Source organism: Adlercreutzia sp. ZJ242 (assembly GCF_011038995.1).
GTDB lineage: Bacteria > Actinomycetota > Coriobacteriia > Coriobacteriales > Eggerthellaceae > CAAEEV01.
In genome coordinates, this window is the sequence record NZ_JAAKEE010000048.1 from 1 (window position 1) to 18,296 (window position 18,296).

At 63.7% G+C, this 18,296-nt stretch carries 9 protein-coding genes and 1 pseudogene; 8 read left to right on the plus strand and 2 right to left on the minus strand.

The window, feature by feature from the left end:
- Positions 1 to 467 (minus strand): ORF6N domain-containing protein (locus tag G7Y49_RS12515; protein ID WP_206214626.1); only part of this gene is annotated, 467 nt, incomplete at its 3' end.
- 298 nt (positions 468 to 765) lie between these two features.
- On the minus strand, positions 766 to 1,062 hold the full coding sequence (locus tag G7Y49_RS12520; RefSeq protein WP_165173321.1) for a helix-turn-helix transcriptional regulator: 297 nt from the start codon (positions 1,060 to 1,062) through the stop codon (positions 766 to 768).
- 183 nt (positions 1,063 to 1,245) lie between these two features.
- Between G7Y49_RS12520 and G7Y49_RS09760 the strand changes: the two genes are divergently transcribed.
- From G7Y49_RS09760 to G7Y49_RS09795, 8 genes and pseudogenes are all read left to right on the plus strand, one after another.
- Positions 1,246 to 4,854, plus strand: coding sequence for a helicase-related protein (locus tag G7Y49_RS09760; RefSeq protein WP_165173323.1), 3,609 nt, complete (start codon positions 1,246 to 1,248; stop codon positions 4,852 to 4,854).
- The gene (locus G7Y49_RS09765) at positions 4,845 to 7,616 is read left to right on the plus strand and encodes a DUF1156 domain-containing protein (RefSeq protein WP_165173325.1); all 2,772 of its coding nucleotides are present in this window, start codon (positions 4,845 to 4,847) and stop codon (positions 7,614 to 7,616) included. The genes G7Y49_RS09760 and G7Y49_RS09765 overlap by 10 nt, the downstream gene beginning before the upstream one ends.
- Positions 7,617 to 7,631: 15 nt before the next feature.
- Positions 7,632 to 11,030: a DUF499 domain-containing protein gene (locus G7Y49_RS09770; RefSeq protein ID WP_165173327.1), complete on the plus strand. Its 3,399-nt coding sequence runs from the start codon at positions 7,632 to 7,634 to the stop codon at positions 11,028 to 11,030.
- Between the two features lie 403 nt (positions 11,031 to 11,433).
- A complete protein-coding gene (gene alr, locus G7Y49_RS09775; RefSeq protein ID WP_370519646.1) occupies positions 11,434 to 12,654 on the plus strand; it encodes an alanine racemase in 1,221 nt (406 codons plus the stop codon).
- A gap of 262 nt (positions 12,655 to 12,916) precedes the next feature.
- Complete coding sequence (locus G7Y49_RS09780; protein ID WP_165173333.1) at positions 12,917 to 13,513, plus strand: uracil-DNA glycosylase family protein; 597 nt, start codon at positions 12,917 to 12,919, stop codon at positions 13,511 to 13,513.
- 303 nt (positions 13,514 to 13,816) lie between these two features.
- Positions 13,817 to 14,635, plus strand: a pseudogene (locus G7Y49_RS09785) (sulfide/dihydroorotate dehydrogenase-like FAD/NAD-binding protein); the annotation flags it as partial.
- Between the two features lie 276 nt (positions 14,636 to 14,911).
- Positions 14,912 to 16,885 (plus strand): FAD-dependent oxidoreductase, encoded by a 1,974-nt coding sequence (locus G7Y49_RS09790; RefSeq protein WP_206214627.1) that lies wholly within the window; start codon positions 14,912 to 14,914, stop codon positions 16,883 to 16,885.
- Position 16,886: 1 nt separating this feature from the next.
- A partial coding sequence (locus tag G7Y49_RS09795) for a folylpolyglutamate synthase/dihydrofolate synthase family protein (RefSeq protein ID WP_206214628.1) occupies positions 16,887 to 18,296 on the plus strand: 1,410 nt, incomplete at its 3' end.

The following is an 18,296-nucleotide window of genomic DNA, read 5'->3' on the forward strand; positions in this document are numbered from 1 at the left end:
CACCGCGCGTATCTGCTCGAACATGGTGGCGTTGCTGGCGATGAAACGGCGCATCTCGACGAAGCTGTCCATGATCCTGATGCTAACTTCGATAGCCGTGTCGCTGCGCAGCACCGACGAGAGCATCGACACCCCTGCTCGGTGAAGGCATAGGGAAGGTAGCGGCGGCCATCGCGTCCTCCGTTTGAGGTCACAGCTTGTGACCTCAAAGACTCGGCCTCCTCTTGCGTGAGCTGAAAGCGGAAACGGTCGGGAAAGCGCTTGACGTTGCGCCTGACAGCTTGGTTGAACACCTTGGTCTCCACCCCGTACAGGGCGGCTAGGTCGCTGTCGAGCATAACCTGCATTCCGCGAACCGTGTATATGAGGTCGCGTATGGCCGGCTCGTTCGCAGGGACGATGGTGACCGATGCAGCTTCTTCCGCCTCCACGGGCCCGGCGGATAGGGCTTTCCCTTTGCTTTCCATAGCTTCCGCCCCCTCACTATGAATTAGGTGAGGTGGATTATACCAAGCGTGGAAGGCGCTTGCGATCCCGTTCGGGGCGAAACGTAGGTGATCTCTTCGATGGACTCGTAGCAGGCAATTGCCTCAATGTGGTGACGTCACGGCACAAAACCGAATACCGCTGGAAAGGCCATTTCTGTACCAAGCAGGTGCAGTTTTTTCTTCGATTTCGCGCTGTCAACCTGTTCGAGCTGCTCAGGGGCTACGTCGTCCATTTCTCCAACGGGCTGTTGGAGAATTCCTGTCCAGGGATTTGATGCTAAGAGCGACTTTGCGCTATCTCGCTCGTTTCTTTTCTGACTAATCTGCACGACTCACAAACAAGGTCAGCTGCATCAGTGTCCAAGGCTCGAGCTATCTTGTCGATCGTGGTGAGCGTGGGCGAGGTCTCGCCGCTCTCTATTTTTCTTAGGTGAGAATTGCTTATGCCAACCACTCTCGAAAACTCGCGTTGCTCGAATTTATGAGCAAGTCTTCGCGAGGATACGGCCTTTCCGAACGCCTTCTTTAGACGTGCGCTCTCCGCTTCAACGATTTTGCCTTTGCATGATGCCATGTCGTGAGAATAGGCAGAGCCCTTCTTTCTAAGTAACTAAATATAGATACAATCAGGTATTATGGAGAGCAATAAGCATAGGAGCGACAGGGAAGGGCGGTAATGTAGGGAAATGGAACGGACTTGCTTTTCTGCTCGTTACCATGTCGAAGGCCGCAGAAGCGCGCTTAGCGTGGCCGGCTCATGATGAAGCTCGAGGATATTTGCGCGGGTGCATCGATCACCGGCGTGCTGGACGATTCCCCCGTCACGGTCATCGCCGTTACGCGCCATGGCGACATGGGACTCACGCTTACCTATGAAACTGCGGCAGGTGCTCTGGACAGAACAATGCTTTTCCGCGATGACGAAGACAGGCTTTCGCTGGCAGGGGAGACCAAGTGGACGTTTGACGCGGACCCCGATGCCCTCAAGTTGGCCTCCGAGGCGTATCGCATTGAGCTGGCGCACCTGTTCGACCCCTATCTCGCCGTACGCACTTCAGCTATTGATCCCCTTCCTCACCAGGTGTCGGCCGTATATAAGGACATGCTTCCCAAAATGCCGCTGAGATTTGTCCTGGCCGACGACCCCGGTGCCGGCAAGACCATTATGACGGGCTTGCTCATAAAGGAGATGATTGCTCGCGGTGATCTGAAACGATGCCTCATCGTGTGCCCTGGCAATTTGGTGGAACAATGGCAAGACGAGTTGTACCGCAAGTTCGGGCTATCCTTCACGATTCTTACCAACGATCTGTTTGAGGCAGCGGTGACACGCAACGCTTTCGTGGAAAACGATCTCTGCATCGCGCGGCTCGACAAACTCTCCCGTAATGATGGTATTCGCGAAAGGTTGAAGGAAACAAGCTGGGATCTCGTTGTGTGCGATGAGGCGCACAAGATGAGCGCCACGGTGTTCGGTGGCGAAGTGAAGTACACCAAGCGCTACCAGCTTGGTCAGCTGCTCGGCGATACAGCCGAAAACCTGCTGCTGCTCACGGCTACGCCGCACAACGGCAAGCCCGAGGACTTCCAGCTGTTCATGGCGCTGGTGGACCGCGACCGTTTTGAAGGGGCGCGGCGCATGAAGCCGAAGAAAGCGAGCGGCGGTTCACAGACTTCGCTCTTCAATGCGGGGCGCGCGCTGCCTGGTGCCGATGCGGATCAATCCGTGCTTGATGTGTCCGACGTAATGCGCCGCTTGGTGAAGGAGGAGCTGCTTCGCTTCGATGGGCGCCCCTTGTTTCCCGAGCGGCGCGCGCAAACGGTAACTTATACGCTTTCACCTGCGGAAGCGGGTCTTTACCAGGCGGTCACTGATTACGTGACCAACGAGTTCAACCGCGCTGATCGCTTGGACGGCAAGCAAAAGAACAGCGTCGGTTTCGCGCTCACCATCTTGCAGCGCAGGCTCGCATCTTCGCCCGAGGCCATCTACCAATCGCTCCGTCGTCGCAGGGAGAGGCTTGAGGCTCGTCTGCTTGAGGTGAACGACAAAGCTCAAGGAGTCGGTTCTTATTCGAGCGTATGCGGTGGGCTGGGGGAAGACTTCGACGAAGACGACTACACGTTTGAAGAACTTGAGAACCTGGAAAACGACGTCATTGACTCTGCTTCGGCTTCTGCCTCGAAAGCCGAGCTTGAAGCTGAGATTGGCACATTGAAGCTGCTTGAGCGAAAAGCCAACGAAGTGCGCATGGGCGGCGAAGATCGCAAGTGGGACGAGCTTTCGCGGCTGCTTCAGGACAACGCCAGCATGTTTTCCGAGGATGGCCGCCGCGAAAAGCTCATCATCTTCACGGAGCACAAGGACACGCTGGAATACCTTGCCACCAAGATCAGGCAGCTTTTGGGCAGCCACGAGGCCGTGCTCACCATCAAGGGCGGCATGCCGCGCGATGCGCGTCATCGAGCTGAGGAGCTGTTCAAGCAAGATAGCGCGGTGCGCATTCTGGTGGCGACTGATGCCGCTGGCGAGGGTATCAACTTGCAGCGGGCTCATCTGATGGTGAACTACGATCTGCCGTGGAACCCCAACAGAATTGAGCAGCGTTTCGGGCGCATCCATCGCATCGGGCAAACCGAAGTCTGTCATCTGTGGAATCTTGTGGCCAAGGAGACGCGCGAGGGCCAGGTATTCGATCGGCTGTTTCAGAAGCTCGAAGAAGAGCGCGCCGCACTGGGCGGGCGCGTGTTCGACATACTCGGCCGCGTGACTTTCGAAGACAAGCCGCTGCGTGACTTGCTGGTGGAGGCTATACGCTATGGCGATCGGCCTGACGTGCGTGATCGGCTGAACCAGGTGGTGGACAGCTCGCTCGACGTGAGTGCCCTCAAAGCGCTGCTCGATGAATATGCGCTTACCGCTGACGTGATGGACGTGCATCAGGTCATACGCATCAAGGAGGACATGGAGCGCATGGAGGCCCACAAGTTGGAGCCGCATTTCATCGAGGCATTCTTCCTCGAAGCCATGCGCAAGCTCGGCGGTCGAGTTATCGAGCGCGAAAAGGGACGCTATGAGGTGCTCGAGGTGCCGTTCAGCGTGCGGAGTCGCGACATGAAAATCGGCGCAGCCGATCCTGTGCTGCGCAGCTACGAGCGTGTCTGTTTTGACAAGATGAGGTGCGCGAGCGTTGGCGGCGTGCCTGCTGTTCTTGTGTGCCCTGGTCATCCGCTGCTCGACGCCACGGTGTCAGCTGTACTTGAGCAGGGGCTGGGCGTGCTTCGACAGGGCAGTGTTCTTGTAGACGACGATCCTTCCTGCAATGTTCCGAGGTTGCTCTTTTATGTGGAGAGCTCGATACAGGATGGCACGGTGGCGGTGGACGGCACGAGGCGCACGGTGAGTCGAGCCGTGCATTTCGTTGAGATGGACTGTGAAGGTAGCGCTTTCAATGCGGGGTACGCGCCGTATTTGGATTACCGCGCACCGACGGAAGGCGAGCTTGCTTATGTCGATGCGCTTGCAGGAGATGTGAGTTGGCTCGGGCGTGATCCTGAGGGCGTCGCCACCGAATACGCCATACGGAATATCCTTCCGGCGCATGTTGATGAGATCCGCGCGCGAACGCACTCGCACGTCGACAAGGTGCGTCGGGCGGTTGAGAAGCGCTTGCGCGCTGAGATCCGGTATTGGGACAAGCGCGCTTGGGAGCTGAAGGAGCGCGAGAACTCTGGTAAGAAAAACGCACGGCTCAACTCCGCGCAAGCTGAGAAGCGGGCAAACGAGCTCGACGAGCGCCTGAGAAGACGTCTCGCGCAGCTTGACGCTCAGAGACAACTCTCGCCTGCCCCTCCGCGTGTGGTAGGTGGCGCGCTTGTGCTGCCTGCGGCCCTGTTGCGTGGCGATGCTGGCGGCGAGTCAGGCCGCAACGGCTCTGATGGCGAAGCAAAGCGTCGCGTGGAGCTTGCCGCGATGAAAGCAGTGATGGCGATTGAGCGTGAGCTGGGCTATGAGCCATGTGACGTGAGCGCTCGGAGAAAGATCGGCTACGACATAGAGTCGAGTGTCCCGGAAGGCGCGCATAAAGGCGAAGACCCTGTGCTGCGCATGATCGAGGTGAAGGGTCGTGCTTCGGGCTCCAACAGCGTGACGCTTTCCAAAAACGAGGTCTTGTGCGCTCTCAACAAGCCTGATGGGTGGTTGCTTGCCGTCGTCGAAGTCGATGGAGACGTCACTCATACCACCTACCTGCATAAGCCCGCGTTTCATGCGCCTGCGTTCGCCGAGAACAGCATCAACTTCGACATAGGACGGCTCTGCGAGTCCGCCGAAGTCGTCTTGGAAAGGACCGACCAATGGCAGTGAAGAAACTCATCGAGGTGGCGTTGCCGCTTGATGCCATCAACGCAGCATCGGCGAGAGAAAAGTCCATTCGGCATGGGCACCCTTCGACGCTTCATTTGTGGTGGGCGCGCCGGCCGTTGGCGGCGGCGCGGGCTGTCATCTGGTCCTCCTTGGTTGACGATCCGTCGAGCCATCCTGAGGAGTTCCCAACCGAGGAGGCGCAAACCGCTGAGCGTGAGCGCCTGTTCAGGATTCTGGAAGACTTGGTGGTGTGGGAGAACTCGAACAACCAGCGCGTGCTTGATGCCGCGAAGGCGGAAATCCGCAAGAGCATGGGAGATGAGCCTATCAAGCTGCTCGATCCGTTCGCTGGCGGCGGGGCCATCCCGCTTGAGGCGCAGCGCTTGGGATTTGAGGCATATGCGCAAGATTTAAATCCAGTCGCAGTGACCATCAATAAAGCAATGATTGAGATTCCGCCGAAATTCGCGGGTCAGGCGGCGGTGAATCCCGAATCGCGGAAGAGGGTCTCCCTGGAAAGCTGGGAAGGCAATGCGGGGCTTGCGGCCGACGTCGAATACTACGGCAATTGGATGAAGGAAGAGGCGTTCAGGCGCATCGGGCATCTCTATCCGAAGGTGAGAGTTCCTGTCGAGCAGGGTGGCGGAGAGGCAACGGTCATCGCGTGGATTTGGGCGCGTACGGTGAAGTGCCCGAACCCTGCATGCAGGCACGAGACGGCGCTGGTACGTTCCTTCGACTTGTCTAAGAAGAAGGGAAAGGAGCATCACGTTGAGCCTATCGTAGGCAATGGCGAGATGCGTTTTGAGGTGAAATCCGGAAAGAGCCAGCGTGAAGGAACCGTCAACCGCCGCGGAGCAACCTGCCTCCATTGTGGGGAGCCGATAGGGTTTCCTCATATTCGCAGCGAGGGGAAAGCTGATCGAATGGGTGAACGTCTCATGGCCATAGTTGCTGAAGGCGATCGAGGGCGTATTTATGCTTCCCCATGCGAAAGCCAGATAAAAATAGCTCACGTGAGTAAGCCGATCGATTATCCAGATGCGGCAATAGCGGAGAATCCAAGGGATTTCAAAACACCGAACTACGGACTTACTCGATTCGCCGACCTTTTCACAAGTAGGCAGCTGACGGCGTTGACCACGTTCAGCGGGCTCGTACATGAAGCGCAAGAAAAAGCCTACGAGGATGCGGTAAAGGCCAGGGTTCCAGACGACGGTGTTGGTCTTGCCGATGGCGGCACTGGCGCCAAAGCCCGCGGCGAAGCCATCGGCGTTTATTTGGCGTTCCTGGTAGATCAGCTTGCCAACCACAATTCGTCTGTGTGCGGATGGAACTCGACGAACTCCCAGATGAGAAATGTTTTTGCACGCCAGGCAATACCTATGGTGTGGGATTATGCAGAAAGCAATCCTTTTTGCGACTCAAGTGGCAGCTTTCTTAGTCTATTTGGACGAATGCTAAAGGCGTTCAACGGTTTGTCTCCTTATTGTATTGAAGGTCAAGCCAGGCAATGGGATGCACAAAGTGATAGCGGTGTGCGCAATGCTGTTGTCTCGACCGATCCTCCTTATTACGACAACATAGGCTATGCAGATTTGTCGGACTATTTCTATGTTTGGCTCAGACGGTCGTTGCGCAAGACCTACCCGAAGCTGTTCAGCACGATGCTCGTGCCGAAGTCGGAGGAACTGGTGGCTACGCCATACAGAGACAATCGAGGAAAAGACGGCGCGAAAGCCTATTTCGAGAAAGGCATGTATTGCGCTTTTCAGCAAGTGCATAAATTTGTGAGAAGCGATATTCCGACTACGATTTATTACGCCTTTAAGCAAAACGAAACAGAATCTTCAGATAATAGTGGTAATACGGCTTCAACTGGCTGGGAAACAATACTTACAGCAATTATCGAAGCTGGTTTTTCTATCACAGGAACATGGCCTCTAAGAACAGAAAAGGAGGGGCGCGTAGTTGGAAATGGCACCAACGCTCTCGCTTCCTCCATCGTTCTTGTCTGCCGCAAGCGTCCTGTTGACGCGCCCATGGCGACGCGGCGCGAGTTCGTCAACACGCTCAAGCGCGAGCTGAAGCCTGCGCTCGACAAGCTACAGACTAGCAATATTGCCCCCGTGGACATGGCGCAGTCGGCCATCGGTCCTGGCATTGGTGCGTACTCTCGCTTCAGCAAGGTGCTCGAGGCGGACGGCTCTGAGATGACGGTGCGGTCAGCCCTTCAGGTCATCAACCAGGAGCTGGACCTGTACTTCTCCGACCAAGACAGCGACTTGGATCGTGACAGTCGCTTCTGTGTTGACTTGTACATGCAATGCGCGTTTAAGGAGATCAAGTTCGGCGATGCCGACGTGCTTGCCCGTGCGAAGAACACCTCGATCCAAGGGCTGGCGGAGAAGGGGGCGCTCCTCGCCAGCAAGGGAATCGTTCGGCTGCTTGGGCGCGATGAGTTGAAGGGAAGCAACGACTGGGGTTTCACGTGGCTGTTCACCCAGGAGCTGACGCACGCGATGGAGACCGGCGGTGTGGCGGCATGCGCCCAGATGCTCAAGGACGTTTTCGACAGCAGGGCCGAGAACGCCAAGGCGTTGGCCTATCGCCTGTTCACCATCGCAGACAAGAAGAGTTGGAACGCAGAGGCGTTCGCATACAACTCACTCGTCGTGGCGTGGCCGGAGATCCAGTCGCGCGCAGCCCAGTTGCAAACAGAGAAGCCGATGCAGTTCGCGCTAGACTTTGGTGAAGAATAAGGAGGGCCGATTGCCATGGAGAATTACGTTCGCGTAGCAAAGGGATTCGACATCCTGACCAATTCGCTCGCGCCATACGTCGCACGAGAGTTCATCATCGCCTACGGCCCCGACCACTGGTGGCAGGACGGGGTGCTGGACAAGCTGTACGAGGACCAGAAGCGCAACCTGCCCACGTCGGGCGATTTCGACACGCTGGTGGATTCGCTCGATATCGCGCTCTGCCTGCTTTTGGCCGACATCCAGTGGAACGACGTGTTTCGCAAGAAGCTCTCAAAGGACTGCCGCACGTGGCTGAACGAGCTTCGCACCACGCGCAACAAGTGGGCTCACCGGGGCAGCCAGGACATCAACGACAACGACACGTGGCGCGCGCTCGACACGATGTCGCGATTTTGCGAGCAGATTGATCCGGACGGTGCGGCCGATATCAACGCGCTCCTGCGCGAGGCTCGATACGGCAGCGTCGAGGGTTCCGTCGCAGCGACGAGCAACGCAACTCCTCGGTTCGCTAAGTCGAAGAAGCCCGCTGTTGAGACCGTGGCGGCAAGCGGGCTTCCCAGCTGGCGTGATGTGATGGAGCCGCATCAGGATGTGGCCGAAGGACGCTACCGCAACGCTGAGTTCGCTGCTGACTTGGCGCAGGTGGCGCGTGGCGAAGGCACGCTCGAGTACCGCGATCCGGTTGAGTTCTTCGGGCGTACGTACGTGACCGAGGGTATGAAAGGACTGCTCGTACAGTCCTTGAAGCGCGTGGCGGAGCGCGATGGCGAGCCCGTTATCCAGCTGAAGACCGCGTTCGGCGGCGGTAAGACGCACAGCATGCTTGCCCTGTATCATCTGCTGAGAAGCCGCTCGCTGGTGGACCGTATTCCCAATATCAAACCAGTGCTGGAGGAGGCGGGCATCGCCGAGATTCCCGAAGCACACGTGGCGGTGATCGTAGGCACAGCGCTGAACCCAGCCAAGGCCAAACGCCCGCAGACGATGCCGGGCATTACCGTGAATACCGTGTGGGGCGAGATAGCCTATCAGCTGGCCGAGTCTTCCAAAAAGCCAGATCTGTACGAGTATGTGCGTGATGCCGACCGCAAGGGCGTGTCGCCTGGCTCTCAAGCGCTGGCCGAGCTATTCGATGCGTGCGGATGCGCATTGGTGCTGGTGGACGAGCTAGTGGCCTACGCCAAGAAGCTTTACGGCGCGGACAAGCTGCCAGCGGGCTCGTTCGACAACTTCATCACATTCATCCAGGAGCTGACCGAGGCTGCGCGGGCGAGCAAGCGTAGCTTGGTGGTGGCGTCTATCCCCGAGAGCGAGCGTGAGATCGGCGGCGAGAGCGGCCAGCGCGCGCTTGAGGCCATCGAGCATACCTTCGGGCGCATGGAGGCCATCTGGAAGCCTGTGAGCGCTAGCGAGGGCTTTGAGGTGGTGCGACGGAGGCTGTTCCTCAACTGCAAAGACGCTGCCAAACGTGACGAGGTATGCAACACGTTCTCCAAGATGTATGGCGAGAACGCGGCAGACTTTCCCGTAGATGCCAAGGAGCTTGAGTATCGCGACCGCATGGTGAGCTGCTATCCCATTCATCCCGAAGTGTTCGACCGCCTGTACGAGGATTGGGCGACGCTCGAGACCTTCCAGCGTACGCGCGGTGTGCTGCGCCTCATGGCAGCCGTGATCCACGAGCTGTGGATGAGCCAAGACGCGAGTCCGATGATCATGCCGGGCTCGCTGCCGCTGGACGTGCCCAACGTGCGCGACGAGCTTACACGCTATCTGGATGAGAACTGGAACGGCGTGGTTGACTCCGAGATCGACGGCAAGAAGTCGTTGCCGTACAAGAACGACCAGGCCAATACGCGCTACGGGCGCGTTCTGGCTTCGCGGCGCATTTCGCGCACCATCATGCTGGGGTCGGCCCCCGATGTGAGCGGACAGACGGCGCGCGGCATCGAGCGTTCGCACATTCGCCTGGGCGTGGTGCAGCCGGGCGAGAACATCGCGGTGTTCAACGACGCGCTGGGGACGTTGCAGAGCTCGTCGTCGTTCCTGTACAGTGACGGCAATGGAAATCGCTACTGGTACGACACGCGCCCGACGCTGCGCAAGGTTATGGAGGACCGTGCCCAGCAGCTGGACAAGGCCGACGTCGAGTACGAGGTGGAGCAGCGACTGAAGGGCTTCCGCAAGTGCCCGCCGCTGGCCGGCATCCACGTGTGCCCCGCGACATCATTGGACGTGCCCGACGAGCAGACGTTACGGCTGGTGGTTCTGCCTCCCGCTGCGGCGCATCGCAACGGGGCTGCGAACTCGCCCGCTGTGGCGAAGGCTGCTGACATCCTGGCGAATCGCGGCACAACACCGAGGCGGTACAAGAACATGCTGGCCTTCATCGCGTGCGACGGCAGCAATGCCGGGTCGCTTGAGCAAGCGGCGCGTGCGTACCTTGCGTGGAAGTCGATTTCGGACGACCGCGAGTCGCTGAACCTGGACATGGCGCAGACGCGCGAGACCGAGCAGAACGTGCGCCGTGCCGAGCAGACGCTGAAGACGCGCATCCAGGAGGCGTACAGCTGGCTGATTGCGCCGCACGTTGACTTGTCGAGCGGCTTGATGGGCGTCAAATGGGAGACCGATCGCATCGCGGGCGGTGGCGAGGATGTGGTGCGCAAAGCCGCAGGCAAGCTGGCTTCCAACGAGGCGGCCATCTCGCGTTGGGCCCCTGCTCTGCTGCGGATGGAGCTGGACAAGCTGCTCTGGAAGGAGAAGAGGCACATCCAGATCAAACAGCTGTGGGAGTATATGTGCACGTACTGCTACTTGCCGAGGCTTGCCGGATACGATGTGCTTGAGGCTGCCATCTTGCAGGGGCTTGGGTCCAACGAGTTCTTCGGCATTGCGGACGGCGTTGGCGAGGACCGCTACCTGCATCTGACGCTTGGCGAGCAGCGGTCGGCCATCAACCAGAGCGACTACTTGGTGAGGCCCGCTGTGGCGGCTGAGCAGATCGAGCGTGAGGAAGAGGAGCGGAGAGAGGTCGCAGTCAGGCGCGGTGCTGACAGAGGCATTGGCGGCTCGGAGGTTGGCGTCGGGATTGGCGACGCCAGCGCTCTTGATGACGGCAACGACGCAGTTTCTGGCGATGATGTCGAGTCTGCTGGCAGTGTGGCTGCGCAGCGCATGCCGACTTCGTTTTACATGAGCGCAAAGTTGGACAACACGCGCGTTAACCGCGACGTGCGCACCATCATGGAGGAGATCGTCAGCCAGATTGAGCAGCTTGACGATGCCCATGTGACGTTGTCTTTTGATGTGCGCGCGCATGTTGGCGCGGGTATTCCGGTGCCGACGATGAGGGCAATATCAGAGAACTGCAATACGCTGCATATCGAGGACTATCGCTTTAACGAGTAGACAGACGAGCTCGGCTTCGGCATGCCGTGCCCCGCTGCCCCTGCGTCCTGTGAGCCCCGCGTCGCGTTGCGTTCGGGGCGGGGCTTTTGCGCTATACTGCTGGGATGTGATTCGGCGAGCCGCTGCCTTGCGCGCAGCGGCGCAGGTGTGAGGCAAGAGGAACATGAGCGACATTCCCAACGGATTTACCAGCAGGCCCCGTCACGACGCGGGCTTCGTCTCGGCGAGCGACGCCATCAAGAAGGCAGAGGCCGAGGCGGCCGCGAAGGCCGCGAACGCCTCGCGCGACGCATCGGCCTCCCGCGCGGCGAGCGCCGGCTGGCAGGTGCCCGGCGCGCGTGACGGAGAGGGCAAGCCCGAGGGCGTCTGGGGAAAGCCCTCCGCCCCGACGGCGTCTCGAGCCATGGGCCAGTTCCTCGCCACGTCCGAGGCGGAAGGCGCCGCCCCCAGCTTCGACCCCGACAAGCTGGCCACCATCCCCGAGACGGACCGCCGCTGGGCGTGGGTCGAGATCGACCTGGCCGCCATCCGCCACAACGCCATGGCGGTGAAGAGCCGCCTCGCGCGCGGCTGCCGCCTCATGGCCGTGGTGAAGGCCGACGCGTACGGCCACGGCGCGGTGCGCTGCGCCAAGACGGCGCTCAACTCGGGCGCGGAGTACCTGGGCGTGGCAACCGTCAACGAGGCCGTGCAGCTGCGCGAGGCGCTGGTGAACGCGCCCATCCTCATCCTGGGCGAGCCCCCCATCTCCTCCATCCCGCTGCTTCTGGCGTACAAGATCATGCCGAGCGTCTACACCGCGGAGTTCGCCATCCAGTACGCGGAGGCGGCCGACTCGCTGGGCCTGCGCGCGCCGTTCCACCTCAAGGTGAACACGGGCATGAACCGCATCGGCGTGCGCCACGACGAGGTGGTGGCCTTCATGCACCAGGTGGGCTTCCACCGCGCGCTCGACCTGGTGGGCACGTTCACGCACTTCGCCACGGCCGACTGCGCCGAGACGCTCGACTTCCAGATCCAGGCGAAGCGCTTCCTCGAGGCGGTGAACGCCCTGCGCGCTGCCGGCGTCGACCCGGGCATCGTGCACGCGGCCAACTCGGCGGCGGGCATCCGCTATCCCGAGGTGCACTTCGACATGGTGCGCCTGGGCATCTCGCTCTACGGCTTCTACCCGTGCCCCGAGACGTACGGGGAGATCGACCTGCGCCCCGCCATGAGCGTGCACGCGCGCGTCACCGACGCCAAGCTCGTGCCCATGAGCGAGGGCGTGAGCTACGGCATGCACTACCGCAGCCCCGGCTCGGTGAAGATCTGCACGGTGCCCATCGGGTACGCCGACGGCCTGCGCCGCGGGCTGTCCGGCAACACCGACTTCATCGTGGACGGCAAGGCGTTCCGCCAGGTGGGCAACATCTGCATGGACCAGTGCATGTTCGAGGTCGACCTGCGCACCTACGCCACGCGCCGCCGCGTGGACCCGCAGATCGGCGACGAGGTGCTCATCGTGGGCGAGGCGGGCGACGCCGTGGTGACCATCGACGAGATGGCCGACAAGCTGGGGACCATCCAGCACGAGATCGCCATCGGGTTCGGCTGCTCGCGCCTTCCGCGGATATATCGGTAGGTCGATGTGCTCGCCCTGCCGCTGCGGTTTCGCACGGCCCCTGGGCACTGATCAGCTGAGCTGCTCAGGACGCGCCCTCTCGGGCGCATGACTGGCCCTGGACGGTCCGCAGGGCTGTTCGCAGTTTTGGGCGCAGCGCGAAGGCCGCTTGGCCCAAAGGCGGGGCTGTCTCAGGCACCGCGCGAACCCTCGCTGTCGTTGCGAACGACAGGGGAGCGATGGAGAGAGAATGGCAAGAAGGGGAAGAAGAGAAGGCTTGGGCATTCCCAAACCGCATATTCCGCTTGAGCAGATCCGCGCGGACGTGGAGGCGTGCCGCCGCTGCCCTCTGGCTGACGGGCGCACGCAGACGGTGTTCGGCGTGGGCAACCCGGACGCGCGCGTGCTCATCGTGGGCGAGGCGCCTGGCAAGAACGAGGACCTGCAGGGCGAGCCGTTCGTAGGCGCCGCGGGCAAGTACCTCAACGAGCTTCTGGGCATCGCGGGCCTCACCCGCGACGACGTGTTCATCGCGAACGTGCTGAAGTGCCGCCCGCCGGGGAACCGCGACCCGCGCCCCGAGGAGATCGAGCTGTGCACGCCGTTTCTGCGCGAGCAGACGCGCACCATCAACCCGGAGTTCATCGTGACGCTGGGCAACTTCTCGACGAAGTTCATCCTCAAGACCGAGGTGGGCATCACGCGCCTGCACGGCACGCTGCAGCGCGCCGGCCGCTTCAAGGTGTTCCCGATCTTCCACCCGGCCGCCGCCCTCTACGACGGCAGCAAGCGCCTCGCGCTGGAGAACGACTTCACCACCTTGGGCGAGCTTCTGGGAACCCGCCCGCCGCGCGAGGCGGAGGGCGCCCCGGGGCAGTAGGCGCGCGCAGTCGGGACCCGCGCGTCGGGTGACCCGCTGGTTGCGGGTTGGCGGATGCAGGTCGTGTCGGCGAGTTGGCGCGCGCATCGGGGCGCCGTATTCCGCCGCACCTAGGCATTCGCAGGCCGCTATCCGAAGCTGAAATGCCGCCATAAAATAAACCGTTGGTGAACGCAATCGGCACGCTCGCCGATTGCGGCTTTGCTATACTGTAAGCTTCCGAAACGCGAGACCGCGAGCGCAAGGGGAGCCGCTTCGCAACGCGCCCGCGCGTTTTCTGCATGCGAAGAAGAAGGGCATCATATGTACCTTATCAAGAGCGTGGAAGCACTGAACGCGGAAGTGACCCGCATGGTCATCTCCGCTCCCGAGATCGCCAAGAAGATCAAGCCGGGGCAGTTCATCATGTTGCGCATCGACGAGGAGGGCGAGCGCATCCCGCTGACCATGAACGCGGCCGACCCCATCTCGGGCACGGTGACCATCGTGTTCCAGGCGGTGGGCGCGACCACCATGCGCCTGGCCACCCTGCAGGCGGGCGACACCCTGCTCGACTTCGTGGGCCCGCTCGGCAACCCCACCGAGCTCGAGGGCGCGCGCCGCGCGTGCGTCATCGGCGGCGGCCTGGGCACGGCCATCGCGTACCCGCAGGCCAAGTGGCTGCACGACCACGGCTGCGAGGTCGACGTGATCACGGGCTTCCGCACGAAGGACCTCATCATCCTCAAGGACGAGGTCGAGGCGTGCTCGAGCCGCTCGATCATCATGACCGACGACGGCTCGAACGGCAACAAGGGCGTGGTCACCGAGCCCCTGCGCCGCTGGATCGAGGAGGGCGCGGACTATGACCTGGTGCTGGCCGTGGGGCCGGTCATCATGATGAAGTTCGTGGCGCTTACCACGAAGGAGTTCGGCATCCGCACTCTCGTGTCGATGAACCCGATCATGATCGACGGCACGGGCATGTGCGGCGGCTGCCGCGTGAAGGTGGGCGACGAGTACCTGCACGCCTGCGTGGACGGGCCCGACTTCGACGGGCATCTGGTGGACTACGACGACGCCATGCGCCGCAGCGTGATGTACCGCGCCTACGAGGGGTCGGCGCGCAAGAGGATGTCGAAGCAGCTGGCCAGCGAGGCGCGCGACTGCGACGTGATGGCGGCGCGGCGGGCCGCGGAGCGCGCGGCGGAAGAGGCCGCGGGCGGGCCGCGGAGGGCGGCGCGCATCACGCTCGACCCCGAGATGGAGGCCAAGCTGGCCGCCATGGATCCCCCGAAGGCCGCCAAGGTGCGCGCGGCCCTGGAGGCGAAGGCGGCGCGCGAGGAGGCGGCGCGCGCGGCGAGCCACGCCGAGGCCACGGGCGCGGGCCAAGCGGTGTACGGAGAGGGGGAGTAGGCCATGGCGAAGGTCCTCAACTACAACCGCCAGGGGTACAAGACCCCCATGCCGGTGCTCGACCCGCTCGAGCGCGCGCACACGTTCTCCGAGGTGACGCTGGGCTACAACGCCGAGCGCGCGGTGAACGAGGCGCGCCGCTGCATCCAGTGCAACTCGAAGCCCTGCGTGGCGGGCTGCCCGGTGGGCGTGCCCATCCGCGAGTTCGTGGCGCTCATCGCCCAGCGTGACTTCCCGGGCGCGTACGCGGCGGTGAAGGACGCCAACGCGCTGCCCGCCATCTGCGGGCGCGTGTGCCCGCAGGAGTCGCAGTGCGAGGGCGTGTGCATGCGCGGCCGGAAGGGCGGCGAGCCGGTGGGCATCGGCCGTCTGGAGCGCTTCATCGCCGACTGGGCCGACGACCACGCGCAGGAGGCGGCCCGTGCGCTGGCCGCGCGGCGCGCGGCGCGCGCTGACGAGGTGCGCGCAGCTCAGGCGAGCCAGGGCGCAGGCGACGGCGCGGACGCGGCGGACGCGGCCGCCGGCGGCACGACGAGCGCAGGCGAGCACAGCGAGATCACGCCGCTCGGCGGCAAGGCGGTGCCGGTGATCGTGCCGGGAACCGACCTGTCCGGCAAGCGCGTGGCCGTGGTGGGCTCGGGCCCCGCGTCGCTCACGTGCGCGGGCGAGCTGGCCAAGCACCACGCCGACGTCACGGTGTTCGAGGCGCTGCACGAGGTGGGCGGCGTGCTCACCTACGGCATCCCCGAGTTCCGCCTGCCGAAGAGCCTGGTGGCGCGCGAGGTGGCGGCCATCGAGGCGCTCGGCGTGAAGTTCGAGGTCAACACCGTGGTGGGCAAGCTCTTCGACGTGCGCGAGCTTCTGGACGAGCGCGGCTTCGACGCCGTGTTCGTGGCCACGGGCGCGGGCCTTCCCAGCTACATGGGCATCGAGGGCGAGGGCCTCAACGGCGTGTGCGTGGCGAACGAGCTGCTCACGCGCGTGAACCTCATGAAGGCGTACGAGTTCCCCGCCTACGCCACGCCGGTGCACGCGGGGCATCGGTGCGTGGTGGTCGGCGGCGGCAACGTGGCCATGGACGCCGCGCGCACGGCCAAGCGCCTCGGCGCCAACGTCACTGTGGTGTACCGCCGCGGGCGCTCCGAGATGCCCGCGCGCGCCGAGGAGATCCGCCACGCCGAGGAGGAGGGCATCGCGTTTCGCACGCTCACCAACCCGGTGAAGCTGCACGGCGACGAGCAGGGCTGGCTCACCGGCGTCGAGGTGGTCGACATGGAGCTCGGCGAGCCCGACGAGAGCGGGCGGCGCCGCCCGCGGGCGATCGAGGGCTCGAACCACGTGATCCCGTGCGACATGTACGTGATCGCCATCGGCAACAAGACCAACCCGCTCATCGCGCAGACCACGCCGGGGCTCGACACCACGAGCCGCAACCTCATCGTGATCGACGAGGAGACGGGCGCCACGTCGGTGCCGGGCGTGTTCGCGGGCGGCGACGCCGTGAGCGGCGCGGCCACGGTGATCCTGGCCATGGGCGCGGGCAAGCGCGCGGCGGCGGGCATCGCGGCGTACCTCGCGCCCGAGGGGCCGGCTATCGCGGCGAGCGCCGCAGATGCCGGCGCGCTGGCGGATGCTGCGAGCGCTGGCGCGCCGGCGGATGCCGCGAGCGCTGACGGCGCTGCCGACGCGGAAGCGACGGGCGCCGATGGCGCTGCTGGCGCGGAAGCGACGGAAGCGACGAGCGCTGACGGCGCTGCTGGCGCGGAAGGCGCGGCGAGCCGTGCGGAGCGCGCCGAAGAGGCCGCGGGCGCCCCTGCGCCCGAGAGCCCCGCGCACGCCGCGGCGCTCGACGCCGCGCGCCTCGCGGCAGCGGAGGAGGAGATCGCTCTTGTGCGGGCCCTCCTGCAGGTGGGCGTCGAGGCCGACCTGGCCGCGCGCGCCGCCGCGGCCGTCATGCGCGAGCGGCGGGCGATGTAGCGTGCGGGAGGGGGCGGCGCGCGCGCCGCAGGAGTTCGACCCGGTAGCCTACATCAACACGCCGCGCTGGCAGGCGTCGCGGCTGGGCCTCGAGCGCATCACCGCGCTGCTCGAGCGCATGGGCCGCCCGCAGGACGACCTGAGGTTCGTGCACGTGGCGGGCACGAACGGCAAGGGCTCGGTGTGCTCCTACGTGGCGTCGGCGCTCACGTGCGCGGGGTACCGCGTCGGGCTGTTCACCAGCCCCTACATCGAGACGTTCGAGGAGCGCATCCGCGTGGACGGCGCGAACATCACGCGGGACGACCTCGCGCGCGCCACGCTCGCCGTGCGCGAGCACGCGAGCGCCCTGGAGGCGGCCACGGGCGAGCACCCCACCGAGTTCGAGCTCATGTGCGCCGTGGCGCTCGAGCACTTCCGCGCGGCGTGCTGCGACGTGGTGGTGCTTGAGGTGGGCCTCGGCGGGCGCCTCGACTCCACGAACGTGATCGACGCGCCCGAGATGAGCGTGATCTGCCGCGTCGGGCTCGACCACACGGCGCTTCTGGGAAGCACGCTCGCCGAGGTCGCGGGCGAGAAGGCGGGCATCATCAAGCCCGGCGCGCCGGTGGTGAGCTGGCCGCAGGAGCCCGAGGCGGCCGCGGTGGTAGAGCGCGTCGCGCGCGAGCGGGGCTGCGAGCTCGTCACGCCCGACTTCGCCCAGCTCGAGGTGCTCCCGCTCACGTCGGCTTCGGAAGGGGCGGAAGCCTCCGGCTCGCCCGCGGTCGCGCGCGGGGCGGAAGGCGCGAAGGGTGCGGAAGGCGCTTCCCCGAGTGTTTCACGTGAAACATTCGTACGTCGTTTCCGCTACAAGGGCGCGAGCTTCGAGACGCAGCTGCTCGGCAGCTACCAGCCTGCGAACGCGGCGCTCGCCGTCGAGGTGGCGGGAGTGCTGCGGCGGCGCGGGTGGCGCATCACGGACGCGGCGCTTGCCGAGGGCATCGCGCTCACCGCGTGGCCGGGCCGCTTCGAGGTGGTGGCGCGCGACCCGCTCACGATCGTCGACGGCGGGCACAACCCGCAGGGCGCCGAGGCGCTCGCCGCCTCGCTTTCCGACCTGCTCGGCGGCGCTGACGCGGCGCGGGGCCGCGTGACGTTCGCCATGGGCGTGCTCGCCGACAAGGACTACCCGGCCATGATCGAGGCCGTGGCGCCCTTCGCCCGCGCGTTCGTCACCTACGCGCCCGACAACCCCCGCGCGCTTCCGGCCCTTGACCTCGCGGCCGCCGTCGAGGCTGCCTGCGCGCCCCGCGTCTGCGAGGCTGACGGGCCCGACGCGCCCTCGGCGCGCGCGGCCGGCATGATCGTTGCCGGCGCGCCTGCCGCGCGCCCGCACGTGGAGGCGGCGGAAAGCCCCGCGGCGGCCCTCGCC